This window comes from Epilithonimonas hispanica, assembly GCF_003385395.1.
Lineage (GTDB): Bacteria > Bacteroidota > Bacteroidia > Flavobacteriales > Weeksellaceae > Epilithonimonas > Epilithonimonas hispanica.
On record NZ_QNUG01000014.1, the window covers coordinates 58,900 to 82,952 of the forward strand.

A 24,053-nucleotide genomic window follows, 5' to 3' on the forward strand; every position below is an offset into this window, starting at 1 on the left:
TGAATTAATTTTCTTAATTCTTAATTGTCAATTCGTCTAAAACTTCTTTTTTGAATTGGTTCCCACGGTCTTCATAACCATTGAATAAATCAAAACTTGCACAACAAGGTGACAACAAAACAACGTCTCCTTTTTCTGCAATCGATTTAGAAACTTCTACTGCTTTTTCCATACTGGAAGTATCATAAATCTGGGTTTTCTTATCTTTAAAGAAGTCAATAATCTTATGATTATCAACTCCTAAGCAAACAATCGCTTTTACTTTTTTCTTAACTAATTCCTCGATTTCTGTATAATCGTTTCCTTTGTCTTTTCCACCAACAATCCAAACAACCGGTTGTTTCATACTTTCTAAAGCGAAATATGTCGCATTCACATTTGTAGCTTTGCTATCGTTGATGAATTTCACACCGTGGATTTCAGCCACAGGTTCCAATCTGTGTTCAACCGCTTGGAATGTCATTAATGAATGCCTAATACTTTCATTACTGATTTCCAATAACTTTCCGGCAATACTCGCGGCTAAGCTGTTCGCCACATTATGTTTTCCAACCAATGATAATTCGTCAATATTCATCGTGAATCCTTCATTGATATTGACTACAAAATTCTCATCAATCGAGAAAGCTCCTTTTTCTAATTTTTCATCTAATGAGAATGGAACTTTAGTTACTTTCAAATCTAATTTTTCAAGAATCGACTTGCTCATTTCGTCATCTTTGTTGTAGATGAAAAAATTGTTAGCATCCTGATTTTCAGCAATTCTGAACTTTGCCAAAGCATATTCTTCATAATTGTAATTGTACTGGTCAAGATGGTCCTTGGATAAATTCAATAGCAATGAAATATATGGTCTAAAGTTCTGAATATTGTCCAACTGGAAACTACTCACCTCCAACACATAATAATCAAAATTTTCTTCCGCAACTTGTTTTGCAAAACTCTTTCCGATGTTTCCGCCCAATCCGACATTGAAACCGTCTTCTTTCAAGATGTAATAAATCAAAGACGTTGTCGTCGTTTTTCCATTACTTCCTGTAATCGCAATAATTTTTGCATTGGTAAATTCCGAAGCAAATTCAATCTCAGAAGACAATCTGATTCCTCTTTCCTGAATCTTCTGAATCATTTCTGCTTTCTTCGGAATTCCTGGGCTTTTGATGACCCAATCAGCATTCAGAATTTTTTCTTCGGAATGTGTTCCGTCTTCATAGTCAATCCCAAGCTCGTCCAATTCTTTTTTGTAATTCTCACGGATAGTTCCCATATCCGAAAGAAAGACATCAAAGCCTTTGGCTTTTGCCAGATACGCAGCACCAACGCCGCTTTCGCCTCCTCCAAGTATTACTACTCTCATTTGTGGTTATTAGTTTTTATCTAGTTTTTAAAGTGATTAAGCAAATAATCGCCAGCATTACACCAATAATTATCATTCGGTTCACAATTTTGCTCTCGTGAAATCCTTCTTTCTGATAATGATGATGCAGTGGAGACATTTTGAATAATCTATTGTTTTGAGCATATTCCAGCCCGTATTTTTTCTTTCTGTATTTGAAAACCATCACCTGCAAAATCACGGAAAGATTTTCTATGAGGAACACACCGCAAAGAACAGGAATCAATAATTCTTTTCTGAGAATAATGGCCAAAACGGCAATTACACCACCCAACATCAAACTTCCTGTATCGCCCATAAAAATCTGCGCTGGATAAGTGTTGTACCAGAAAAATCCTATTACCGCTCCAACCAATGCAAGCGCAAAAATCGTCGTCTCGCCCATATGCGGAAGAAACATAATATTCAGATAGTCTGCGAAAATCATATTTCCGGAAACGTAAGCAAAAAATGCTAAAGTCAATAGAATCACTGTACTTGTCCCTGCAGCTAATCCATCAATTCCATCCGTGATATTTGCACCGTTGGAAACTGCTGTTACAATGAAAATTACAATCGGGATGAAAACAATCCAAGCCCATTCGTGCGCTTTTGCATCATCCATCCAGAATAAAATTCCACTATAATCGAACTCATTATTTTTAGTAAATGGAACTGTAGAAACCGGAATTTTCTCATCAGGCATAAAGTTCTGTTCTACATTATTTCTATTGATAACCGTTGCATCGGCATACTTTCTTTTAACCTCAACATCAGGGTGAAAATACATTGTAACTCCGACAATTAAGCCTAAACCAACTTGTCCGATTACTTTGAATTTCCCACTTAATCCGTCTTTATTTTTCTTAACTTTTTTGAGATAATCGTCCAGAAAACCGATGGCTCCCATCCACAAAACCGAAATGATCAAAAGAACAATGTAAACATTTGTGATTCTGGTAAACAACAAAACCGGAATGATAGTAGCCAAAATGATAATCAAACCACCCATTGTCGGTGTTCCTTCCTTTTGTTTTTGGCCATCCAATCCAAGGTCACGAACCAATTCTCCCATCTGCTTTTTTCTCAGGAAATTGATGATCCTTTTTCCGTAAGCCATCGCAATAATCAGCGAAAACAAAACTGCCATCGCTGCGCGGAACGAAATGTATTTGAACAAGTTCATTCCCGGAACGTGGATTCCGTGAGCGGTTAAATATTCATATAGATAATATAGCATATTTGTCTATTTTCCCATTAATTGTAATAATTCCCTAATCGTCTCTTTGTCATCAAAATGATGTTTCACTCCATTTATTTCCTGATATGTTTCGTGCCCTTTTCCAGCTACAACAACAATATCTTTTGGTTCAGCAAATTTGATGGCCATTTTTATTGCTTCTCTTCTGTCAGGAATCGAAGTGTATTTGCTAAAATTCTGGGGTTGAACACCACCTTCTATTTCTTTGATAATCTGTATTGGGTCTTCCGTTCTTGGATTGTCAGAAGTGATGATTGCCAAAGTCGATTTTTTGGTAGCGATGTCGCCCATTTCCGGACGTTTGGTTTTGTCTCTGTCGCCTCCACAACCGAAAACACAAATCAATCTTTCATTTTTGGTTCTGATTTCGTTGATGCTGTCCAATACATTTTCCAATGCATCCGGCGTGTGCGAATAATCAACCACGAAGAAAATTCCGCTGTCGGATTTTATCGTTTCAAATCTTCCATTCACTCTTTGAAGAACTGAAATCGCCTGAAGAACTTCTGTTTCATCCATTCCTAATTCAAAAGCAATTCCGTAAGCCAAAAGCAGATTATAAGCATTGAATTTTCCTGTCAAAGTTGTCCAGAATTCTTTGTTATTGAAATTCAGCAACATTCCGTTGAAATCCACTTCCAGCACTTTTCCGTGAAAATCTGCCATTGTTTTCAAAGCAAATGTCTTCTTTTTCGCTTTGGTATTTTGCAACATTACCAATCCGTTTTTGTCATCAGCATTCGTAATTGCAACCGCTGAATCTTCCAACTCGTCAAAGAATCTCTTCTTAGCGTAAATATAATTTTGGAAAGTCTTGTGATAATCCAAATGGTCGTGTGTAATGTTCGTAAAACCAGCAATTTTAAAATGCAAACCTTCGATTCTATCTTGGGAAATTCCGTGAGAACTCACTTCCATAAAAGCGTATTCACATCCAATTTCAACAGCTTTCGCCAACATTTGATTTAGACGAATTACATCCGGAGTTGTATGTGTCGAAGGAATAATTTCGTCAGCAATTCTGTATTCAACAGTTGAAATCAAAGCGGACTGATAACCCAGATTTTTGGAAATATCAAATAATAAAGTTGTTACCGTAGTTTTTCCATTAGTTCCTGTAACGCCAATTAAGTTTAATTTCTCAGAAGGATTTCCGTAAAAATTAGAAGCCAAATGTCCTAAAGCTTTAGAAGAATTCTCAACTTTCAAATAAGTTACTTCATCATTAATTTCTGAAGGTAATTCTTCGCAAACAATCGTTTTCGCACCTTTTTCAATACTTTGATTGATGTAAGAATGTCCGTCTGAAATCGTTCCTTTCAATGCAACATACAAAGAATTCTCAACAACTTTTCTGCTGTCAAAAACCAATTCCGAAACCGCTCTTTCAAGAGTTCCGATGGTTTCCAAAACTTGGATTCTTTGTAATAAGTCTTTTAAAATCATATATCTAAGCTTTCGCTTTAATTTTTAGTTTTGAAGATTCAGATAAATCTTTTGGTTCTTTCCAATGGTCGCTCCTTCTGCAGGAAACTGTTCCATAATTTTCCCAACACCTTTGTAGTCTACTCTGTAACCCAAATTTTCAAGTTGAGGAATCACATTCTTTCCAATCATTCCAACCAAATTCGGCATAGAGTCTTTTCTTACGCTCACTTTAACGTTTGGTGCAGTCATTTTATTAAGATTGACTTTACGCTCAACCAACAGTTCTTTCTCAACATTCAAAGGTGTTTTCAGGAAAGTCTTTCCGGCAATTTCTTTGAAAACTGGCGCAGAAACTGTTCCTCCATAAAAACCTTTTGAAGTATCTGGCTGATTAACAACTACAATACACGTATATTTTGGATTATCAGCTGGATAAAACCCTGCAAATGATGCCTGATATTTCATTGGTCCTGCTTTCCAATATTCAAATCTTGCGGTTCCGGTTTTACCCGCAATTTTAAGATTCGGTGTGTAAATACTTCTTGCTGTTCCTTTCTCAACAGCTTTTGTCAAAGCATTCGTCATCATTGTAATTGCTTTATCAGAAGCCATTTTTTTCACCATAATTTCAGGCGAAGCTTCATAAAGCACTTTACCGTCTTTTGTAATTTTATCAATGAACAGCGGTTTTACCATTTTACCTTTATTCGCAACCCCATTATAGAAAGCTACCAATTGTAACAATGGAAAACGAGAAGAATATCCGTAACCCAAAGAAGCCAAAGTCGCCTTATTCCAACGTTTGCTTTGAGGTGTTTGAATCGATGGTTTTGCAATTCCCGGAAGCTCAATCTGCATTTTATCAAACATCTTCCAACGTTTCAAATGATCAATGAAAACCTGAGGTTTATCCGCGTAATGTGTTGTAATTAATTTTGCCGCACCAACATTACTTGACTTCGCTAAAACATCGCTCACATCATAAGTTCCTCCTCCGTGACCATCGGTAATTCTTTGTCCTGCATAAGTCCAAATTCCATTTCCGATATTGACTTTCGTATTTTCATCAATGAAACCATCGTCCATTGCCGCTAAAAGAGAAACCGTTTTGAATGTAGAACCCGGTTCCTGAGCATCTTTTACCGTATAGTTGTAAGCATCAACATAGATTCCCGGTTCGGTTCTTCTAAGGTTAACCATTGCACGGATTTTCCCTGTCTCAACTTCCATCACAACAACACTTCCGTGGTTTGCATCGAATTTGATTAATTGATTTTCCAGCGCAGAATGTGCAATATCCTGAATCCTTAAATCCAGAGTTGTATAAACATCCTGCCCATCAACCGGCTCCTGAACTTTCCAGTAATCTATTGGTTTCCACTGAGAAGAAGTGATTTTCTGCTCCAAACGTTTTCCATCAATTCCTGTAAGATATTTGCTAAAAGCACCTTCCAATCCAGATTTTGATTCGCCGTTATCAGCTCCAATTGTTCCGGCTCCGATTTGGGTTGTTGCCAATTCTCTTCGAAAATTTCTTTCAACGATGAAACCTCCTTTATTTTTTCCTTTTTTGAAAATTGGAAAATTTCTGATTCTGTCATATTCGTCAAAATCAAGCCCTCTTGCTAAAAGATAATACTGGTTATTCTTCTGATTCTGAGCATCTAATTTCCCTCTGAAGTAACTTCGCGGTTTATCAAACATTTTGCTGAGAGAATCCGTCAATGCTCCAATATTGTTGGAATAGATTGTATCTCTCATTGATTTGAAATCAAGATAGATATCGTAACGCATTACCGTTGTCGCCAAAATGGAACCGTCCGAAGCGAAAAGATTTCCACGAGCAGCCTTTAAAGTTGCTTCGCGATAATTTTTGCTGATGTAATTATTCTCGAATTCTTCAACATTCGTATTCTGAAGAATTAAAATTCTTGTTAAAAAAATGACAAACAAAATGAAAGCTCCCAACACAAAAAGGTAGCCCCACTTCAACGCATTGGAACGCTTTTTATCGTAATTGTTATTTGGTTGCTTTATCATCTGTGCTATCAACTTTTATCAATAATTTCATCGGGTGGCTATCCAAACTCACCAGAGAATCCTGAACCATTTCTTTTCCCAGTTCGGATTCCATTCTTATCTTTATTAATCGACTTTGCGCATAGGCATTTCTCGATTTGTATTCTTCTGTCTCTTCTTTGAGTTTATTGACACGCTCAATTTTCTGATTCACCAAGTGATTACTATAAATCATCACCATCAACAATCCGAAAATGAACAGAAAATATTTGTAATGCGCCTTTACCTCATCACGGTTAAGAAAATTCCCTTTTATGATATCCATAAAAGTGAGTTTCTTTTTCTGCTTATTGTAGGTTGTCTGCTTTGCCATTTTTGGTTGTTTGTTGTCGGTTGACAGCTGATAGATTTAAAACATCTTCAAACAACTATCAACTAAAAACCATCAACTATAATTTTGTTCCAATTCTCATTTTTGCACTTCTCGCTCTTGAGTTTTCTTCTATTTCTTTATCGTCCGGAATGATTGCTTTTGTCTTTAATAATTCAAAAGCTTTTGCATAATTTCCGTAAATATCACGCTGAGGTTCACCTTCGAACATTCCGTTTTTCAGGAAACGTTTCACCAATCTGTCTTCCAAAGAATGATAAGAAATCACAACCAACCTTCCTTCAACTTTTAAAATCTTGTAAGACTGAACGAGCATTTCTTTCAAAACTTCCAACTCCTGATTGACTTCAATTCTAATAGCTTGAAAAACTTGAGCAAAAAATTTGTTCTGCTTAAAAGCTGGAATATAACTGAAGAGATTTTTTAAGTCCTCAGTCGTATTGATTTTCTTAGTCTTTCTGTGATGAACGATTTCTCTTGCCAATTTTCGAGATTCTCTCAATTCTCCATATTGATAAAAGATATTCGCAAGGTCTTCTTCTTCGTAATCGTTGATGATTTTTTTTGCGTCCAAACCTTGCATCACATTCATTCTCATATCAAGAGGTGCATTGCTTCTCGTAGAAAATCCACGTTCCGCTTCATCAAACTGATGAGAAGAAACGCCCAAATCCGCTAAAATACCATCAACTTGAGAAATTCCATAAGCCAACATCGAGTTTTCCAAAAACCTGAAATTCTGATTGACCAAAGTAAATCTCGGGTCATCAATCGTATTTTTCAGCGCATCCAAATCTTGGTCAAAAGAAAACAACTTCCCTTTATCGGAAAGCCTGCTTAAAATCTCTCTAGAGTGACCGCCTCCACCAAAAGTACAGTCCACATAAATCCCGTCTGGATTGGTAACCAGAGCATCTACACTTTGTTTTAATAAGACAGGATTGTGATACATTGTTTTTATAATTGATGAATGATGATTGATAAATGATTTAATTATTCGGTTTATAAAACCTTTTAATTATTCTTTCTTAATTATTAATTTGATTCGTCTGAATCAAGATTTCCCATCACGTTTTCTGCAAGATTGGCGAAGTCTGCTTCACTGACAGAAATGACTTGCTCATAAGCTTCTTTATCCCAAATCTCGACGAGTTCCCCTGCGCTTGTGATGACGATATCTTTGGTCAGATTGGCATATTGTGTCAAATCTTTACTGATTTGCAGACGACCAACATTGTCCATCTCCACAGTTTTGACTCCAGCCGTAAACATCCTGATGAAATCTGCATTTTGTTTGATAAATCGGTTGAGACCGTTTATTTTTGTCATCAGTTTTTCCCAGGGCTTCATCGGATAGACCTCAAGACACTTTTGAAACACCGAACGCTTGATCACAAATGGCTCATCCGCAAAGTGTTCCATCTGCTTCGTAAGCGAAGCAGGCAGTTTGATGCGTCCTTTGTCATCTATTTTGCACTCGTATGTTCCAATGAAGTTTTTCATTTGGAGCAAATTTATATAAAAATCTACCACATTTTACCACTTTTGCCCACTTTTATACTTAATGTTTATAACTTTTTAGTTTTAAAGCTTTCTTGGCTAATGATTTGATTTAAAATGAATTATTGCGAAAACCTTTATTATAAAGCCTTTGCAATGAATGATTTAAAAAATTCGGTTAGAATTGTTTCATTATTTAAAATGATTCTAACTAAAATTTCAAATTACCTATATTTGTTATTATGAATTATTTAGAAGCACTTAACTGGCGATATTCTGTGAAAAAATTTGACGGAAGAAAGATTTCTTCTGAAAAATTGAACAACATCCTGGAAGCAGGACGACTGTCTGTCAGCTCATTAGGACTACAACCTTATCATCTCTTGGTTGTGGAAAATGATGAGACGATTCAGAAATTGATTCCGGCTTTTTATAATCCGTCACAAATATCGACTTGTTCGCACTTGATTGCTTTGGTCACAAAAACTCATATTAATAAGGAATATGTTGATAATTACTTCAGTCATATTATTAATGAACGCGGTGTGACTTTGGAACAATTGTCAGCTTTTAGAAATAATATCAATCTTTTCTTAGAAAATTATACTCAGAAAGAACTGGAAAGTTGGTCCGAGAAACAGAGTTATATTGTTTTAGGCTCATTAATAATGGCATCTGCAGAAGAAGAAATCGACACCTGCCCGATGGAAGGCTTCAAAGCTGAAATCCTGGAAGAGGTTTTGAAAATCGACAAAGAACACGAAAAAATTGCAGTTGTTCTGGCGCTTGGCTACAGAGCGGAAGATGATATATTTCAGAATTTCAAAAAAGTCAGAAAACCTGCGGATAAGTTCATCAAATTTCTGTAATTTTAATTATTAATTCAAATAAAATGAATGCAATCAGACAAATCGTTGAGGTCAAAAACCATAAGTTAAACATCGAACTTCCAGAAAACTTCGATGCAGAATATGCTGAGGTTATCATTTTTCCGAAAGAAGAAGAACTTGATTTTGAAATTTCTGAAGATGAGAAAGCATTGATGAGAAAGCGTGTTGCAGAAGCTAAAGAAGCAGATTTTGAAGATTGGGACGCTATTAAAGATAACTTTTTATAATGTTCAAAGTTTCAATTCTAAAAAGTGCGAAATCTGACCTTAGAGATGCAAGTGATTATTATGGAGCAATTTCTAAAGAACTTAAGGCAAGATTTCTTACTAATTTCAATAATACATTAAACCAACTTAAAGAAATTCCCTATTTCCAAATAAGATTTGATGAGTTTCGTCTGAGGCAAGTCAAAAACTTCCCCGTTATGATTCATTATATTATTAATGAAGAGGAAAAAGTAGTCAAGGTTTACGGCATTCGTTTTGCCAAATCCAATCCTGACAGTTATCCAAAGATTTAATATCTTTAATAATCCTACAATTTCAAAATTAAAATGATAAAAACAGACGTTCTTGTAATCGGTTCCGGAATCTCGGGCTTATCTTACGCTATCAAAATTGCTGAACAATTACCGGAAACTAAAATAACAATCGTTACAAAATCCAACGAGGACGAAAGCAATACCAAATATGCACAAGGCGGATTGGCAGTCGTAACGGATTTTTCCAAAGATAATTTTCAAAAACATATTGACGACACCTTGCGGGCTGGAGATTACATCAATGACCCAGAAATTGTAAAAATGGTGGTGGAAGAAGCTCCACATCGTTTTAATGAAATCGTAGAATGGGGCGCAAAATTTGACCAAGAAAAAGGAAAATATTCATTAGGGAGAGAAGGCGGACATACAGAAAACCGAATTGTTCACCATAAAGATATTACTGGTTTTGAAATTGAAAGAGCTCTTTTGGAAACTATTAGAAACTCTCCAAATATCGAGATGCTTCCTCATCATTACGTCATCGATTTAATTACCCAACATCACGTTCCGGGGAAAGAGTTAGACAAGGGAAATATCAATGCTTACGGCGCTTATATTCTTGATGAGCAGAATAAGAAAATCAAAAAAATCACGTCAAAAATCACTTTGGTTGCAACAGGTGGCGCTGGTCACGTTTACAAAAACACAACCAATCCAATTATTGCAACAGGAGACGGAATTGCTTTTGTTCACAGAGCTCAAGGGAAAGTTTCGAATATGCAATATTATCAGTTTCACCCAACTGCGATGTATTCTAAAAGAGACGGAATGCTGTTCCTGATTTCAGAAGCTGTTCGTGGAGACGGCGCAAAACTTCGCACCAAAAATGGAAAACCATTTATGCAAAAATATGATGAACGCGAAGAATTAGCGTCTCGAGACATCGTTGCAAGAGGAATCGATAATGAATTGAAAATAAGCGGAGATGATTATGTTGGATTGGATTGTCGTGAAATGGACAGAGAAAAATTCATCAATCACTTCCCAAACATCTATCAAAAATGTTTGGATGAAGGAATTGACCCTTTCAAAGAATTGATTCCGGTTGTTCCGGCTTGTCATTATTTAATGGGTGGAATCGACACTGATAAATACGGACAATCTTCTATTAAAAATCTTTTTGCCGTTGGAGAATGTACCAATTCAGGACTTCACGGCGCCAACAGATTAGCTTCTAATTCTTTATTAGAAGGTTTGGTTTTTGGTCACAATGCAGCGATGAAAACTGTTGAACTGTTGAAAGAAAATGATTTTAATTTCGATGATTTAAAAGCTGTTCCGGAATGGAATGAAGATGGAATGAAAATGATGGACGAAATGGTTCTGGTAACTTATCTCAGAAAACAACTTCAGGAAATGATGAGCGACTTGGTTGCCATCGTACGAAGTAACGCAAGATTGGAATTAGCTAAGAAAAAACAACGAGAAATATACGAAGCAGTAACAGAACTTTATAATTATTCCATACTTTCGCCACAGCTTTCGGAGCTTAGAAATCTTGTAAATGTTTCTTATCTGATTATCAAACATTCTCTCGAAATGAAAGAAAATAAAGGAGCATTTTACAATAAGGATTTGGCTACGAAACCACTTCTTATTAATGAATAAAATCTGTAAAACTTATTAATGTAAAATGTATTAAAGATTTAATTTTTGATACATAAATACTTTTTTACATTAGTACAAAAAATAAACCCAATGAAAAGACCATCATACGCCAGCGATAAAGTTTTAAAAGAATTCATCAGAACCGCTTTGGAAGAAGACATCCAAAACGGTGATCATTCTACACTTTCAACCATTCCGAAAGATTTGGAACAGAAAGCTCAACTTTTGGTAAAAGAAAACTGTATTTTGGCAGGTGTTGAATTGGCGGAAATTATTTTCAAATCGTTTGATAAAAATCTTAACGTTGAAGTTTTTATTAAAGATGGCGAATCTGCAAAAAAAGGTGATGTTGCTTTTGTAGTAACAGGAAAAGCAAGGTCAATTTTATCAACTGAACGTTTGGTCCTTAATTGCATGCAAAGAATGAGCGGAATTGCAACATTGACACACGATTGGGATTCCAGATTAGTTGGAACAAAAACGAAACTTCTCGACACAAGAAAAACCACACCGAATTTCCGAGTTTGTGAAAAATGGGCCGTTGCCATTGGTGGAGGAACCAATCATAGATACGGACTTTATGATATGATAATGCTGAAAGACAATCACATTGATTATAACGGAAGTATTACCAACGCGGTGAAAATGGCGAAAGATTACGTCAAAAAAAATAAACTCAAACTTAAAATAGAAGTGGAAACCCGTAATCTTGATGAGGTTGAAGAAGCTGTAAAATCTGGCGCAGATAGAATTATGTTTGACAATATGGATGTCGAGACAATGATCAAAGCCGTAAAGATTGTAAACGGAAGATCTGAAACCGAAGCAAGCGGCGGAATTACACGTGAGGTGTTAAATTCGGTAGCGAAAACTGGCGTAAATTTTATCTCAGCAGGCGCTTTAACCCACTCTTCGAGCAATATCGACCTGAGTCTCAAGGCTTTAAAAAATTAACAATCCATTAACATCTCTTATCTTTTTTTTTAAGACTTTTGCGTCATAAATCTTAAATAAATGAAAATGTTATCGAAAAAAACATCATTAGCCTTAATGCTAACGATGAGTACAGCAAGCTTTTACTTTGCTCAATCCACGCAGGATACATTATCAAAAGACACTCAAATTGAAGAAGTAATTCTTAAAGGTGTTACTGATATTGCAAAAGACAGAAAAACGCCTGTTGCCGTTTCGACTATTAAATCAGCCCAAATTATTGAAAGATTAGGGAATCGTGAACTTCCAGAAATTCTCAACACAACTCCATCTGTCTATGCCACAAAAAGCGGAGGTGGTTTTGGCGATGGAGGACTAGTTATGCGAGGATTCGAATCTAGAAACATCGCTGTAATGGTAAATGGTATGCCAGTAAATGACATGGAAGGAGGTACAGTTTATTTTTCTAACTGGACTGGATTATCAGACGTCACAAGTACTCTACAGGTTCAGAGAGGTTTGGGCTCTTCCAAATTAGCAATTGCCTCAGTGGGAGGAACTGTTAATTTTTTAACACGCTCTGCCGATATGAAAAAAGGAGGTGTTATAAGATTAGGAGTTGGGAATAATGATTATTTAAAAACATCTTTTGCTTACAATACAGGTAAATCAGAAGACGGTTGGGCTACTTCTTTTTTGATGAGCAGACAGGCTGGATCAACTTATATTCAGAATTCTGAATATGAATCTTATGCATATTATTTTGCACTAGGTTATAAACCTAATGAAAAACATAATTTGCAATTTATGATTACTTCCGCTCCTCAATGGCACGATCAAAGAACTTATGCTCCAACAATTAATAATTTCATCAAGTTTAATCCTGATCACGACGGCTCTCCAGATAGAACATACAACTCTGATTTCGGTTACAGAACTGATGTAAATGGTAATAGAATAGCAATTGCTAACCGTTCAAATTATTATTCTAAGCCTGTAATGATGTTAAACTGGGATTGGGCGATGAATGAAAAATCTACTTTGAGTACTGTATTATATATGTCGAATGGTAGAGGTGGAGGAACTGGTGATATTGGTTCTGTTGGAGGCAAAGGTATGTCTACTTTCTATGATGCAGAAGGACATTATGACTATGATAAAATATTTGCAGCAAATGCTGCGGTAAACGTAAATGCATCCGGTGCAAGAAGCACACTAGTAAGAAGAGCCTCCATAAACTCTCATAACTGGTATGGTATTCTATCAAATTTCCAACATAAAATCAATGATAACTGGAACTTTTCAGTAGGAACAGACGATCGTTATTATTATGGATATCATTATCAAGTTGTCTCTGACCTTTACGGTGCTTCGGGATACAAAGATGCGACCAACGCTAATATTGCTCCAAATGTTGTAAGTGCCCTTTACGATTATAAAAAGCTAAGCTGGAATCCTTTCGGAGGCTCTGTTGCTCCAATGAATGAAAGAATTGGTTACAGTAATGATGGAGAAGTTCTTTGGTACAGTGGATTTGGGCAGCTAGAATATTCAACAGACAAATTATCTGCTTTTGTTCAAGGATCGGTTTCTAATCAGTCTTATCAAAGAATTGACAATTTTGTTCAAAATGGAATTACTATACAACAGAATCAAACTGTAAATACAAAATCTGGATTTAAAGATCTAGTTGGATTTAACGTCAAAGGGGGAGCAAACTATAACATAAATGAAGTTCATAATGTATTTGCTAACATTGGTTATTATAGTAAACAGCCTTTCTTCAACTCTGTATATCCAAGTAATAGACAAGTTGTAAATCCAACATTAACCAATGAAAAAATATTCTCTGCTGAGTTAGGATATGGCTTCAGAACTCCAAAATTAAATGCTAATGTGAACGTTTACAGAACACAATGGGGTGATAGATGGATGAGAAGAACAGGTTTAACTCACACGCTTGTAGATGGATCTACAATACAAGGTTACTCAGAAGTAAGTGGCGTTAAAGAAATACACCAAGGTGTAGAATTCGATGGTGTTTACAAAGCATTTTCTTTCTTAGAATTCCAAGGAATGTTCTCTTGGGGAGATTATTTTTATGAAGGCAATGCCACAGGAGCAAATTTTGATGACAACAACAACCCTGTGACTGTTGCAGGTGGCACTAACACAAACGAGCTATACTTAGACAAAGTAAAAGTTGGAGGAACAAGTAATAATAGCATTCCGCAAATGACAGCTTCTCTTGGGGCAACACTAAAACCCGTTAAAGATCTTGACATTTATGGTACGTGGAACTATGTTGGAAAAGTTTATGCAACAATGGATGCTGCAACATTTACAAAAGCAGGTAACCAAGCGTTAAAATTACCCGATTTTAACCTATTCGACCTTGGAGCTTCTTACAAAATTAGACTAAAAGATAGTGCTCAATATTTTACAATTGGTGCAAATGTTTATAATTTATTTGACACTACCTACATCCAAGATGGAGCAACTAACATTAAAACAAAACAGTTATCAGATTTCACTGACAGTGCAACTGCTGGAACTGCTCAACAACAATATTCAGCTTATCAAGCAACTCTTTACAAAGGTTTAGATCCTTCAAACAGAGTATTCTTCGGTTTTGGAAGAACCTGGTCAGCAACATTATCTTTCAACTTCTAAAAATTAGATTAATATTTAATTATAACTCAAATCCCGGCAATCTGTCGGGATTTTTCTATCTTTGCTTTTCAAAAATCTGGATATGGAAATTTATAACATTCTTTTGCACGCACACAAAGGCTTCGCTTATCTTGAACTTTTGCTGGTGGCTGTGTTTTTAGTGCTTTTGGTTGTAACAATGTTTGGTTACAGCGGTAATATTTCAAAGGCTTTGAAAAAAGTAACATTATTTACAATGATCTTTTTTCACATTCAATTCTTAATAGGAATTATTATGCTAATCACTAACATTACAAAAGGTTTGGATATGGGCGCAGTAATGAAAAATGCTGATTTGAGATTCACTTATGTAGAACATCCTTTTTCAATGTTGATTGCGGCAGTATTAATGACCATCATCAACAAAAAATTCAAAACAATCGAAAAACTTACCATTCCTATGATGTCATTAGGATTGGTTGCAATTGCGCTATTCGTATTTGCATTCCCTTGGGCAAGAGTTTTCGGATAAATATTATTAACAATTTTAATTAATTTAAAACAATGAAAGTAGCTGTAGTAGGCGCAACCGGAATGGTTGGACAAGTTATGCTGAAAGTTTTGGAGGAAAGAAATCTTCCAATCACCGAATTAATTCCTGTAGCATCAGAGAGATCTGTTGGTAAGAAGATTAAGTTTAAGGACAAGGAATTCACTATCGTTAGCATGGACGACGCTATTGCAGTCAAACCCGAGATCGCTATTTTTTCAGCCGGCGGGGGAACTTCTTTGGAAGTTGCTCCAAAATTTGCCGAAGTTGGAACAGTAGTGATCGATAACTCATCGGCTTGGAGAATGGACCCGACTAAGAAATTGGTGGTTCCGGAAATCAATGCTAATGTTTTGACAAAAGAAGATAAAATCATTGCTAACCCAAATTGTTCTACAATCCAATTGGTAATGGTTCTTCACCCATTGAATCAAAAATACGACATCAAAAGAGTTGTAGTTTCTACTTATCAGTCTGTAACTGGAACTGGTAAAGCAGCTGTTGATCAATTGAATTCTGAGATTAAAGGAGAAACTCCTGAAAAAGTTTATCCTTACCAAATCTTCAAAAATGCATTGCCACATTGCGATGTTTTTGCGGATGACGATTACACCAAAGAGGAAATTAAATTGATGAAAGAGCCTAAGAAAATCCTAGGTGATGATACTTTCAATTTGACTGCAACCGCAGTAAGAGTTCCTGTACAAGGTGGACATTCTGAAAGTGTTAATATCGAATTCGAAAATGAATTTGATCTTGAAGAGGTGAGAAAAATCCTTTCCGAAACGCCTGGCGTTACACTTCAAGACGATGTGAGAAATAATGAGTATCCAATGCCTTTATATTCTGAAGGAAAAGACGACGTTTTTGTAGGAAGAATCAGACGAGATCTCTCACAGCCAAAAACTCTTAATCTCTGGATTGTGGCAGACAATCTCCGAAAGGGTGCTGCTACCAACGCAGTTCAGATTGCGGAATATCTGGTTGAAAACAACTTAGTATAAACTAACAAAATCTAAAGAATCTTCGAAATTTCGAAGATTCTTTTTTTAGCAATGAAAACAAATAAAAAAACAAATTCCAATATTGCTTTTCAGAAATGGATTGCCGTTGTCGGTATTATCCTTTTCGTTGGAAAAGTAATCGCATGGAAACTGACCAATTCTGACGCTGTATTTTCTGATGCTATGGAAAGTATCGTGAATGTCATCAGTGCTTTTCTTGGGCTTTATTCTTTATATCTTGCCGCAAAACCAAAAGATGAAAACCATCCTTACGGACACGGAAAAGTCGAATTTGTAACATCCGCTATTGAAGGTTCTTTGATTAGTATTGCTGGTGTAATGATTATCTATGAGGGAACCAATAGCTTGATTTCTGGAAAAGTTCTTAGTAAACTTGATTTAGGAATTTGGATTATTGCGGCAACGGCTATTGTCAATTACATTATTGGTTATATCTCGATTCGGAAAGGGAAAAGAGAGAATTCTATTGTTTTGATTTCTTCTGGGAAACACCTTCAATCCGACACTATTACAACTTTGGGTGTTGTTTTAAGCTTAGTCTTAGTGTATTTCACAAAATTGATCTGGTTAGATTCTGTTGTAGCGTTAATTTTTGGCTTTTACATTATTATTTTAGGCTACAAAATCATTAGAAAATCTCTAAGCGGAATAATGGATGAAGCTGATCCAGAGATGCTTGAAAGATTAGCGACTTTCCTTAATGAAAACAGAAAACCAGAGTGGATTGATATTCATAATATGAAAATACAACAGTTTGGGAGCCGACTTCATATTGATGCGCATATTACTTTGCCTTGGTATTTCGAACTAAGAACAGCTCACAACGAGATGGAAGAAGTCATCAAGCTTATTGCAAAAAACACCGATAGAAAAGTGGAATTCAATTTTCATATGGATGATTGTAAACCGACTTCCTGCGCAATATGCCAAGTCGAGAACTGCCCTGTTCGCCAACATATTTTCACAAAAAAAATAGATTGGAATGGTGAGAATATTTCTCAGCCAGATAAACATAATTCATAGAATATATAGATAAAAAACCCGACTCACTAGCTGAGTCGGTTTTTTTATAAAAATTAAAAATATTATTTTTTAATAAATTTTGTAGATAATAGCTTGCCTTCTGCTGTTGTTACATTAATAAAGTAAACACCTTTTGATAAAGCAGAAATATTTATTTTATCCCCTTTTGCTGTTAAAACTTTTTTACCATCCGAAGAAAAAACATCTGAAGATTGTACTTTCTGAGCTTTTGCTAATATAAAAAGTTGATCTGCATTTTGCGCCACAGTTAAATCCTTAACAGAATTATATACCTCACCAACTCCCATTGTTGTTTCGCCTTCTATACTAAAAGCTAAACCATCAAATGAAGAATCTCCTGTTAATAAAGAAATATCTGTCCAATCAGTAGCACCAGCACCAAACGCATTTTGTGGATCTACAAGCTTCGCTTCAGTATCTGTAACTGTTCCTGTATACCAATTCCATCTAGTAGCTGCTGTATAAGCCGTTATATTAACTTTAGGTGAAAAAACCAACCAATATTTTGTATTAGCTTGTAAAGCAACTGGACTTCCATTAGCAGCTGCTAAATCTACAGTAAAAACAAAACTTCCTGCAGATGGGTTATTGATAGTATATACAGAAGAGGGAGCACTTACGTCAACTTTCGCTACATAAGCATTAGAATCTCCAGGAATACCAGAAGGCTGACCTCCATTATCCGTATAAATATATAGCATAATACCAGTACACAAAGTAGATAAGCTATTTTGATTTTGAAAACCAGAAATATTAATCTTTGAAACATCTGCAGATTCAGTAAGCGTAAAATCATCCGCAACAGTTACGAAATTACCATTAGATAAAACATCAGAAACAATTCCACTAGTTCCTGAAATTTCCTGTTCATACAAAACTGCTTTAGTACTTTTTAAAATATCTACATTCGTAGTATCTAATGAAACAGCACTTAATTTTTCCTGCGCATTTACGGTTGATAAAACAAAAAGAGAAGCTGCTAAAAAATAGATTTTTTTCATTTAAGATAATTTAATTATTTACACCAATAAATGTATAAATTTATTTTGATTTCACAATATTTTTTGATTATTATTAAAAAAAATAACTCAAATACATTCATTTATATTTTTAACGTATTGTTCGTTTTAAATAATCTGATTTTAAGTAATAATGATTTTTGATATTAACCCAGAAATATTTTGTATAATTTATTTTGACCAAAAATAGATCATAAAGTAAGAGATTAAAACTTCAATGTTCTATAATGTATCGTAACTATTTTATGGTAAAAATAAATTACGAATAAACTTTCAAATGAATAACATTATCCTTTTCATAGCATCACACAACAAGGATTTTGAATATTTTGTTAATTACAAAAAACTTAGTCATTAACCTTTTTTCTGTAATAAAAAATAGGAATTAGTAGAACAACTGTCAAAGGTTGGATCACAAACCGTCTTACATAAAATGAAAACATGTATCCAATTTGAAATTTGTCATAAACACAGAATAGATAAATTGGAAATACAATCACAAAAACCAATAGTATCAATACAAAAGCCTGCTTCGTCCATTCTTTATCTTTAAAAAGAAAATGAAAAATCACCAATGAAAAAAAGACATTCAGCCCAAATCTAAACAAGTGACTTACAACTAGTTTCCCCCAAGTGAAATTTGGAAAAGTAGCAGAATGATTGGCTGTCTTGAAAAAAACAAGAAATGGATCATAAAAGAAATAATCTTCTACGCCACGGATTGCTACCAAACCGAGAACTCCCAACAAAATACAAAAACACCTAAGCATCTTTGTAATGTTTTAGACATAGCAATATAGAAACGTAAACGAACATTTATAAAAAACTTAAATTGGTAAAGAAATAACAGTATGGATTTTTCAATCTATATTGATTAAAAAATAACATAAATACCCGATAAACTTAAGAAAGTAAATTTTCTATAAATCGAATTGTAAAATATTCGAATCGGTTTGATTCAATAAGGAAATATCAGAAAGCTGAACTTTGGTAATAAATTTATTTTTCATTATTTCTAGTGTGTTAGAAAACAAAATTACAAAAATAAATATTCTAATTGCTAATAATTGAAATCCCGAACTGGAAATCAAGATTTATCCGTCTTCTTCAATGCAAAAAACTGAATCCAGATGAGCCAAAGAACAACCACTCCACCGTAGACAATTGCAGGAAAAATGTAGTCATGACCAACCCTTTCGTATTGAGGATATTTTATAAAAATGATATTTAGCATCACAATTCTTAAGACATTTAGGATATGAAGAATAACAAGACCAGCAAGAACATATAAAAATGTCTTTGCCCCTTTGTAAAACGCAAAAACAAATGCAGAGAAAAGAATAACTACAGAAATCACATTGCAGCCTTCTACCATTCTGGTAGTAAACCTCCCTTCCGTTTGAAACAAGATGCTATGAAGTTTGAGACTATCCACCAAAACTGTTGGAAATCCAAAAATACTTTGTAAAAAAGCGACTTGTTGCGCGACCCATCTTGTAAACGGATCCACCACATCGTTCTCATATTCGTTAAGATAGAATTGATACAATAATACCAAAACTATGTATACTATAACAAACCTTAATAGAATCTTCAGAACCGGCAGAAAATCTTTCATAGTTGTAAAATTACGATTTTATTCTATTATTAATTAACTTTGCCTTATGCAGCAACATCAGGATTTTTTTGAAGACTACTTAGGAAAAAAATCGATTTTTTTTAAAGCTTTACCTCAAAGCGGTTCTTCTAGAATCAATTATATTGGTAAATCCGACAATGAGAATTTTGTCATTACTTACAACGAAAACAATCGTGAGAATGAGGCTTTTTTCTATTTCACAGAACTATTCCAAAGTCTAAATCTCAACACACCGAAGATTTTCAAAATCAATTCTGAAAGAAATCTCTACGTTCAGGAATTCCTTGGAAACAAAACTCTTTCGGAGATTATCTCTGAAGAAGGATTAACCAATCGTGTAAAAAATCTGGTCAAAAAAAGTCTGGAGAAGCTTTTTGAACTTCAGACAAAAACTATAGGAAAAGTAGATTTCAGAAACAGTTTCGAATACGAGAGTTATGATGATCTTCCAATCACTCACGATTTATATTATTTCAAAAACTTTTTTGTGGATATTCTGGAAATCGAATACCACAAGTCATCACTTTTAAAAGAATTTAAAGCAATCTCTGAAAAGATTCAGAAGCTTGTTCCTAAAACGTTGATGATTCGGGATTTTCAATCAAGAAATATTTTGGTCAATGATGAAAATGATGTTTTCTTCATCGATTATCAATCTGCAATGGAAGGTCCTGCGACTTACGATGTGATCTCGTTTCTCTATCAGGCTAAAGCTAATTTCCCCAATGATTTCAAAGAAGAGATGCTGGATTATTACTTATCATTTTGGAAGGATGAGACTGATAAAAACAATTTGAAAGAATCATTTAACTGGATGAAACTGATGCGTTTTCTGCAGGTTTTAGGCGCTTATGGATTCAGAGGATTGATTCAGAGAAAATCTCACTTTTTAGCAAGCATTGAGCAAGGCATTGAAAATATATCTAAATTAAATCAAAACTGGCAAGAAATAGCAGTTGAGTTCCCAGAATTGTACTTTTTGATTTTGAGATTGACAACTCCAGAGATTAAACAGAAAATTGAAGATTTAATTATTAAATAAAAAACCTCAGAATGACTTCTGAGGTTTTTCTGAATATTTTCAGTCTCTCTAATTATTTAAAACACTTAATGTATTTTCTTTTACGATTCGTTTTGCGAATTGAAATTTAGGACCCCAATAGTTATCATCCAATGATGAAACCATTACACCTTTTGAAGTCGCTGCGTGGATAAATTTAATCTTACCTTCTGGAGTTACTTCTTCTACAATCCCAACGTGAGATATTCTACCTCTTCTGTGTGAAAAGAAAACTAAATCTCCTTTTTGTAATTCTGTTCTTTCTACCGCCTCGCCTTCTTGAGATTGGTCTGCTGCCACTCTAGGAAGATCCATTCCTGCAGCTACTCCAAAAACAGATAAAACAAATGCTGAACAATCTATTCCGCTTCTGGAAGTCCCTCCGTATCTATAAGGAGTTCCTAGGTAACTTTCAGCTTCGGATAAGATGTTGTCAATTGTATTGCTGTGCATGATTGCATTCTCGATAGCAGATCTTTTGATTTCATCATTGGTATTAGACATAGAAGCTAATACACGCTGTCCTTTGTTATTTGAGTTATTGGATACCGCTTTTATATTTACAGAAGCAAATTTGGCATCAGTTTTGTATGTTTGATTGTTAGAAACCACATAGTTAGAAACACAAGACTGGAGTGTGAAAAACGTGGTCACAAATAAGATATAAACTAGAACTCTTTTCTTCATATATATTTAATTATTCGTGTTAAACTTGAGGGTTTTTTTTGTCATTGCATAGCAAAAATAGCCAATACTCACGATAGGGCGTCTGAAATCAAATTCATCGCACTTCAGTTTAACATAATTTAACAGTCTTTTTTAGAATGTTAAAAAAAAACAAACCGCAAAGCCTTTATTTAGACTTTGCGGTTTCATTTTTTATTAAGATTCTTTAACTTTTTAGAAATTGTCTATCTAGTAAATAACAATTCTCTATATTTTGTCATTGGCCAAAGTTCATCATCAACCATCATTTCCAAAGCATCAGAAGCCTCTCTAATGTTCTCAAATAACGGGATTACTTTGTTGCAATATTCTTCAGCTTGTTTCTGGCTTCCTGCTGTATTTTTAGCCTTTTCTTTAGCAGATAAAAGGTTATCAACACCTACTTTTATTTGAGAAACATTTCCAGAAATATTAGTAATCAAATCCAATTGTTCTTTCGCCAAAGTCTTGAATTCTTTATCCGAGAAAATTTCTTTCAACCCTTTTACGTTCTCAATTAATCTGTTTTGATAATTAAGCGCAGCAGGAATGATGTGGTTTCTTGCGATGTCAGCTAAAACTCTAGCTTCGATATCAATTACCGTGGAATATTTCTCTAATTTAATTTCGTTTCTAGCTTCAAACTCTCTGTGGGAATAGATTCCTAGTTCCTCATAAAGCTCAACGAATTTTTGGTCTAATTCCTTTTTAAGCGCTTCTGGAGTTGTCTTCAAGTTATTAAGACCTCTTTTCCCTGCTTCTTTTGCCCAATCATCAGAATATCCATCACCTTCGAACATAATGTTTTTAGACTGCTTGATATATTCTCTAAGGATATTGAAAATAGCTTCGTCTTTCTTAAGTCCTTTTTCAATTAAGGCATCTACTTCAACCTTGAAAGTTCTTAATTGTTTTGCAGCAATAACGTTCATTACAGTCATTACTTCCGCACAGTTTGCAGAAGAACCAACCGCTCTGATTTCGAATTTGTTTCCTGTAAATGCAAATGGAGAAGTTCTATTTCTATCGGTGTTATCTAAAAGAATTTCAGGGATTTTCCCAACTACATTCAGTTTCAATTCTGTTTTTTCTTCAGGAGATAATTTTCCGTCCGTTACTTTTTCTAATTCTTCCAAAACTCCAAACAACTGACTTCCAATGAATGCAGAAATAATCGCCGGTGGCGCTTCATTAGCTCCCAATCTGTGGTCGTTGCTTGCAGATGCAATTGAAGCCCTTAACAAATCAGCATAATCGTGAACTGCTTTCAAAGTATTAACAAAGAAAGTCAAGAACTGAAGGTTTTTCTTTGGATTTTTTCCAGGGCTCAAAAGGTTTTCACCTGTATCCGTTCCAAGAGACCAGTTGTTATGTTTTCCACTTCCGTTAACTCCGGCAAATGGTTTTTCGTGAAACAAAATATGGAAGTGATGCTTATGTGCAATTCTCGCCATAATATCCATTAATAATGAATTGTGGTCAACCGCAACGTTCGCTTCTTCAAACATTGGAGCCAACTCGAATTGGTTAGGCGCCACCTCATTGTGACGAGTCGTTACAGGAATTCCCAACTTCATACATTCTATTTCCAATTCCTTCATATAGTTCATCACTCTTGTAGGAATAGAGCCAAAATAATGGTCATCCAACTGTTGTCCTTTTGCAGGAGAATGTCCTAACAAAGTTTTTCCAGTCAAAACCAAATCTGGTCTGGATTGATACAAAGCTGTATCTACCAAGAAATATTCTTGTTCCCAACCTAATGTTGGAGAAACTTTGGTTACATTTTTATCGAAGTAAGACTTCATTACATCTGTAGCCGCTTCGTCAACAGCATTCAGCGCTCTTAACAAAGGGGTTTTATTATCTAATGCTTCTCCTGTATAAGAAATAAAAATGGAAGGAATACAAAGCGTAGTCCCCATAATGAAAGCTGGAGAAGTTGGGTCCCAAGCGGTATAACCTCTAGCTTCGAAAGTATTTCTAATCCCACCATTCGGGAAAGAAGAAGCGTCTGGCTCTTGTTGAATCAACATTCCACCACTGAATCTCTCAATCGCTCTACCACCTTCGATTGGCGTGAAGAAAGAATCGTGTTTTTCTGCAGTTGCACCTGTCAACGGCTGAAACCAGTGCGTGTAATGCGTCACACCTTTTGACAAAGCCCAATCTTTCATAGCCACCGCCACCTGATCTGCAATATGTCTCTGGATTTTTGTTCCTTTTTTAATCGCATCCAAAATAGAATTGAATGCTTCTTTTGTTAAATATTCTCTCATTGTCTCTTCTGAGAATACATTCTGACAAAACAATTCGGATAGTTTTGCAGGAACTTCTATGAAATTATCTCTTCTATAATTTCTAAAAGGAAGCTCAGCCAAGGCTTTAAATCTTAATGTTGACATAAAAGTGT

At 35.0% G+C, this 24,053-nt stretch carries 22 protein-coding genes; 10 read left to right on the forward strand and 12 right to left on the reverse strand.

Annotated features, from left to right (window positions below; genetic code table 11):
• Nucleotides 1-13: 13 nt before the first annotated feature.
• From murD to mraZ, 7 genes are all read right to left on the reverse strand, one after another.
• Nucleotides 14-1,357, reverse strand: a complete 1,344-nt coding sequence (gene murD / locus DRF58_RS08390; RefSeq protein ID WP_116034583.1) for a UDP-N-acetylmuramoyl-L-alanine--D-glutamate ligase — start codon at nt 1,355-1,357, stop codon at nt 14-16.
• A 16-nt stretch (nt 1,358-1,373) separates the two neighbouring features.
• Nucleotides 1,374-2,615 carry a phospho-N-acetylmuramoyl-pentapeptide-transferase gene (gene mraY, locus DRF58_RS08395; RefSeq protein ID WP_116034585.1) on the reverse strand — a complete coding sequence of 414 codons (1,242 nt, stop codon included), beginning with the start codon at nt 2,613-2,615 and terminating at the stop codon, nt 1,374-1,376.
• Between the two features lie 6 nt (nt 2,616-2,621).
• Complete coding sequence (locus DRF58_RS08400; protein ID WP_116034586.1) at nt 2,622-4,082, reverse strand: UDP-N-acetylmuramoyl-L-alanyl-D-glutamate--2,6-diaminopimelate ligase; 1,461 nt, start codon at nt 4,080-4,082, stop codon at nt 2,622-2,624.
• 24 nt (nt 4,083-4,106) lie between these two features.
• Nucleotides 4,107-6,104 carry a penicillin-binding transpeptidase domain-containing protein gene (locus tag DRF58_RS08405; protein ID WP_116034588.1) on the reverse strand — a complete coding sequence of 666 codons (1,998 nt, stop codon included), beginning with the start codon at nt 6,102-6,104 and terminating at the stop codon, nt 4,107-4,109.
• Entirely contained in the window at nt 6,085-6,456 is a 372-nt protein-coding gene (locus tag DRF58_RS08410; protein WP_116034590.1) for an FtsL-like putative cell division protein, read from the reverse strand. Before DRF58_RS08410 ends, DRF58_RS08405 begins: the two co-directional genes overlap by 20 nt.
• Nucleotides 6,457-6,532: 76 nt before the next feature.
• Nucleotides 6,533-7,426: a 16S rRNA (cytosine(1402)-N(4))-methyltransferase RsmH gene (gene rsmH, locus DRF58_RS08415; RefSeq protein WP_116034591.1), complete on the reverse strand. Its 894-nt coding sequence runs from the start codon at nt 7,424-7,426 to the stop codon at nt 6,533-6,535.
• 83 nt (nt 7,427-7,509) lie between these two features.
• Nucleotides 7,510-7,977 carry a division/cell wall cluster transcriptional repressor MraZ gene (gene mraZ / locus DRF58_RS08420; RefSeq protein ID WP_116034593.1) on the reverse strand — a complete coding sequence of 156 codons (468 nt, stop codon included), beginning with the start codon at nt 7,975-7,977 and terminating at the stop codon, nt 7,510-7,512.
• 239 nt (nt 7,978-8,216) lie between these two features.
• Here mraZ and DRF58_RS08425 point away from each other — a divergent pair, with 239 nt between their 5' ends.
• The 9 genes from DRF58_RS08425 (at nt 8,217) to DRF58_RS08465 (ending at nt 17,196) form a co-directional block, all read left to right on the forward strand.
• Nucleotides 8,217-8,843, forward strand: a complete 627-nt coding sequence (locus DRF58_RS08425) for an NAD(P)H-dependent oxidoreductase (RefSeq protein ID WP_116034594.1) — start codon at nt 8,217-8,219, stop codon at nt 8,841-8,843.
• 23 nt (nt 8,844-8,866) lie between these two features.
• Nucleotides 8,867-9,091 carry a hypothetical protein gene (locus tag DRF58_RS08430; RefSeq protein ID WP_116034596.1) on the forward strand — a complete coding sequence of 75 codons (225 nt, stop codon included), beginning with the start codon at nt 8,867-8,869 and terminating at the stop codon, nt 9,089-9,091.
• Nucleotides 9,091-9,384: a type II toxin-antitoxin system RelE/ParE family toxin gene (locus DRF58_RS08435; protein WP_116034597.1), complete on the forward strand. Its 294-nt coding sequence runs from the start codon at nt 9,091-9,093 to the stop codon at nt 9,382-9,384. The genes DRF58_RS08430 and DRF58_RS08435 overlap by 1 nt, the downstream gene beginning before the upstream one ends.
• 33 nt (nt 9,385-9,417) lie before the next feature.
• Nucleotides 9,418-11,013, forward strand: a complete 1,596-nt coding sequence (gene nadB / locus DRF58_RS08440; protein WP_116034599.1) for an L-aspartate oxidase — start codon at nt 9,418-9,420, stop codon at nt 11,011-11,013.
• A gap of 90 nt (nt 11,014-11,103) precedes the next feature.
• Entirely contained in the window at nt 11,104-11,967 is an 864-nt protein-coding gene (gene nadC, locus DRF58_RS08445) for a carboxylating nicotinate-nucleotide diphosphorylase (protein ID WP_116034600.1), read from the forward strand.
• Nucleotides 11,968-12,027: 60 nt separating this feature from the next.
• The gene (locus tag DRF58_RS08450) at nt 12,028-14,619 is read left to right on the forward strand and encodes a TonB-dependent receptor (protein WP_116034602.1); all 2,592 of its coding nucleotides are present in this window, start codon (nt 12,028-12,030) and stop codon (nt 14,617-14,619) included.
• An 82-nt stretch (nt 14,620-14,701) separates the two neighbouring features.
• Nucleotides 14,702-15,130, forward strand: coding sequence for a hypothetical protein (locus DRF58_RS08455; RefSeq protein ID WP_116034604.1), 429 nt, complete (start codon nt 14,702-14,704; stop codon nt 15,128-15,130).
• Nucleotides 15,131-15,162: 32 nt separating this feature from the next.
• On the forward strand, nt 15,163-16,152 hold the full coding sequence (locus DRF58_RS08460; protein WP_116034606.1) for an aspartate-semialdehyde dehydrogenase: 990 nt from the start codon (nt 15,163-15,165) through the stop codon (nt 16,150-16,152).
• Nucleotides 16,153-16,203: 51 nt separating this feature from the next.
• Nucleotides 16,204-17,196, forward strand: coding sequence for a cation diffusion facilitator family transporter (locus DRF58_RS08465; protein WP_116034607.1), 993 nt, complete (start codon nt 16,204-16,206; stop codon nt 17,194-17,196).
• Between the two features lie 62 nt (nt 17,197-17,258).
• On the opposite strand, the gene DRF58_RS08470 is transcribed toward DRF58_RS08465, so the two are convergent.
• From DRF58_RS08470 to xrtF, 3 genes are all read right to left on the reverse strand, one after another.
• Nucleotides 17,259-18,218 carry a T9SS type A sorting domain-containing protein gene (locus DRF58_RS08470; RefSeq protein WP_116034609.1) on the reverse strand — a complete coding sequence of 320 codons (960 nt, stop codon included), beginning with the start codon at nt 18,216-18,218 and terminating at the stop codon, nt 17,259-17,261.
• A 365-nt stretch (nt 18,219-18,583) separates the two neighbouring features.
• Nucleotides 18,584-19,006: an exosortase F system-associated membrane protein gene (locus DRF58_RS08475; protein WP_116034611.1), complete on the reverse strand. Its 423-nt coding sequence runs from the start codon at nt 19,004-19,006 to the stop codon at nt 18,584-18,586.
• A gap of 317 nt (nt 19,007-19,323) precedes the next feature.
• Nucleotides 19,324-19,854, reverse strand: a complete 531-nt coding sequence (gene xrtF, locus DRF58_RS08480; RefSeq protein ID WP_116034612.1) for an exosortase family protein XrtF — start codon at nt 19,852-19,854, stop codon at nt 19,324-19,326.
• 46 nt (nt 19,855-19,900) lie between these two features.
• On the opposite strand from xrtF, the gene DRF58_RS08485 reads away from it, so the two are divergent.
• The gene (locus DRF58_RS08485; protein ID WP_116034614.1) at nt 19,901-20,917 is read left to right on the forward strand and encodes an aminoglycoside phosphotransferase family protein; all 1,017 of its coding nucleotides are present in this window, start codon (nt 19,901-19,903) and stop codon (nt 20,915-20,917) included.
• A gap of 48 nt (nt 20,918-20,965) precedes the next feature.
• On the opposite strand, the gene DRF58_RS08490 is transcribed toward DRF58_RS08485, so the two are convergent.
• Nucleotides 20,966-21,622 (reverse strand): C40 family peptidase, encoded by a 657-nt coding sequence (locus DRF58_RS08490; RefSeq protein ID WP_116034616.1) that lies wholly within the window; start codon nt 21,620-21,622, stop codon nt 20,966-20,968.
• A 224-nt stretch (nt 21,623-21,846) separates the two neighbouring features.
• Complete coding sequence (locus DRF58_RS08495; protein WP_116034618.1) at nt 21,847-24,045, reverse strand: glutamine synthetase III family protein; 2,199 nt, start codon at nt 24,043-24,045, stop codon at nt 21,847-21,849.
• Nucleotides 24,046-24,053 lie beyond the last annotated feature (8 nt).

What these genes read in the sequence shown, in the direction of transcription:
- murD (WP_116034583.1), bottom strand. Translation starts at nt 1,357, where the DNA reads ATGAGAGTAGTAATACTTGGAGGAGGCGAAAGCGGCGTTGGTGCTGCG.
- mraY (WP_116034585.1), bottom strand. Translation starts at nt 2,615, where the DNA reads ATGCTATATTATCTATATGAATATTTAACCGCTCACGGAATCCACGTT.
- DRF58_RS08400 (WP_116034586.1), bottom strand. Translation starts at nt 4,082, where the DNA reads ATGATTTTAAAAGACTTATTACAAAGAATCCAAGTTTTGGAAACCATC.
- DRF58_RS08405 (WP_116034588.1), bottom strand. Translation starts at nt 6,104, where the DNA reads ATGATAAAGCAACCAAATAACAATTACGATAAAAAGCGTTCCAATGCG.
- DRF58_RS08410 (WP_116034590.1), bottom strand. Translation starts at nt 6,456, where the DNA reads ATGGCAAAGCAGACAACCTACAATAAGCAGAAAAAGAAACTCACTTTT.
- rsmH (WP_116034591.1), bottom strand. Translation starts at nt 7,426, where the DNA reads ATGTATCACAATCCTGTCTTATTAAAACAAAGTGTAGATGCTCTGGTT.
- mraZ (WP_116034593.1), bottom strand. Translation starts at nt 7,977, where the DNA reads ATGAAAAACTTCATTGGAACATACGAGTGCAAAATAGATGACAAAGGA.
- DRF58_RS08425 (WP_116034594.1), top strand. Translation starts at nt 8,217, where the DNA reads ATGAATTATTTAGAAGCACTTAACTGGCGATATTCTGTGAAAAAATTT.
- DRF58_RS08430 (WP_116034596.1), top strand. Translation starts at nt 8,867, where the DNA reads ATGAATGCAATCAGACAAATCGTTGAGGTCAAAAACCATAAGTTAAAC.
- DRF58_RS08435 (WP_116034597.1), top strand. Translation starts at nt 9,091, where the DNA reads ATGTTCAAAGTTTCAATTCTAAAAAGTGCGAAATCTGACCTTAGAGAT.
- nadB (WP_116034599.1), top strand. Translation starts at nt 9,418, where the DNA reads ATGATAAAAACAGACGTTCTTGTAATCGGTTCCGGAATCTCGGGCTTA.
- nadC (WP_116034600.1), top strand. Translation starts at nt 11,104, where the DNA reads ATGAAAAGACCATCATACGCCAGCGATAAAGTTTTAAAAGAATTCATC.
- DRF58_RS08450 (WP_116034602.1), top strand. Translation starts at nt 12,028, where the DNA reads ATGAAAATGTTATCGAAAAAAACATCATTAGCCTTAATGCTAACGATG.
- DRF58_RS08455 (WP_116034604.1), top strand. Translation starts at nt 14,702, where the DNA reads ATGGAAATTTATAACATTCTTTTGCACGCACACAAAGGCTTCGCTTAT.
- DRF58_RS08460 (WP_116034606.1), top strand. Translation starts at nt 15,163, where the DNA reads ATGAAAGTAGCTGTAGTAGGCGCAACCGGAATGGTTGGACAAGTTATG.
- DRF58_RS08465 (WP_116034607.1), top strand. Translation starts at nt 16,204, where the DNA reads ATGAAAACAAATAAAAAAACAAATTCCAATATTGCTTTTCAGAAATGG.
- DRF58_RS08470 (WP_116034609.1), bottom strand. Translation starts at nt 18,218, where the DNA reads ATGAAAAAAATCTATTTTTTAGCAGCTTCTCTTTTTGTTTTATCAACC.
- DRF58_RS08475 (WP_116034611.1), bottom strand. Translation starts at nt 19,006, where the DNA reads ATGCTTAGGTGTTTTTGTATTTTGTTGGGAGTTCTCGGTTTGGTAGCA.
- xrtF (WP_116034612.1), bottom strand. Translation starts at nt 19,854, where the DNA reads ATGAAAGATTTTCTGCCGGTTCTGAAGATTCTATTAAGGTTTGTTATA.
- DRF58_RS08485 (WP_116034614.1), top strand. Translation starts at nt 19,901, where the DNA reads ATGCAGCAACATCAGGATTTTTTTGAAGACTACTTAGGAAAAAAATCG.
- DRF58_RS08490 (WP_116034616.1), bottom strand. Translation starts at nt 21,622, where the DNA reads ATGAAGAAAAGAGTTCTAGTTTATATCTTATTTGTGACCACGTTTTTC.
- DRF58_RS08495 (WP_116034618.1), bottom strand. Translation starts at nt 24,045, where the DNA reads ATGTCAACATTAAGATTTAAAGCCTTGGCTGAGCTTCCTTTTAGAAAT.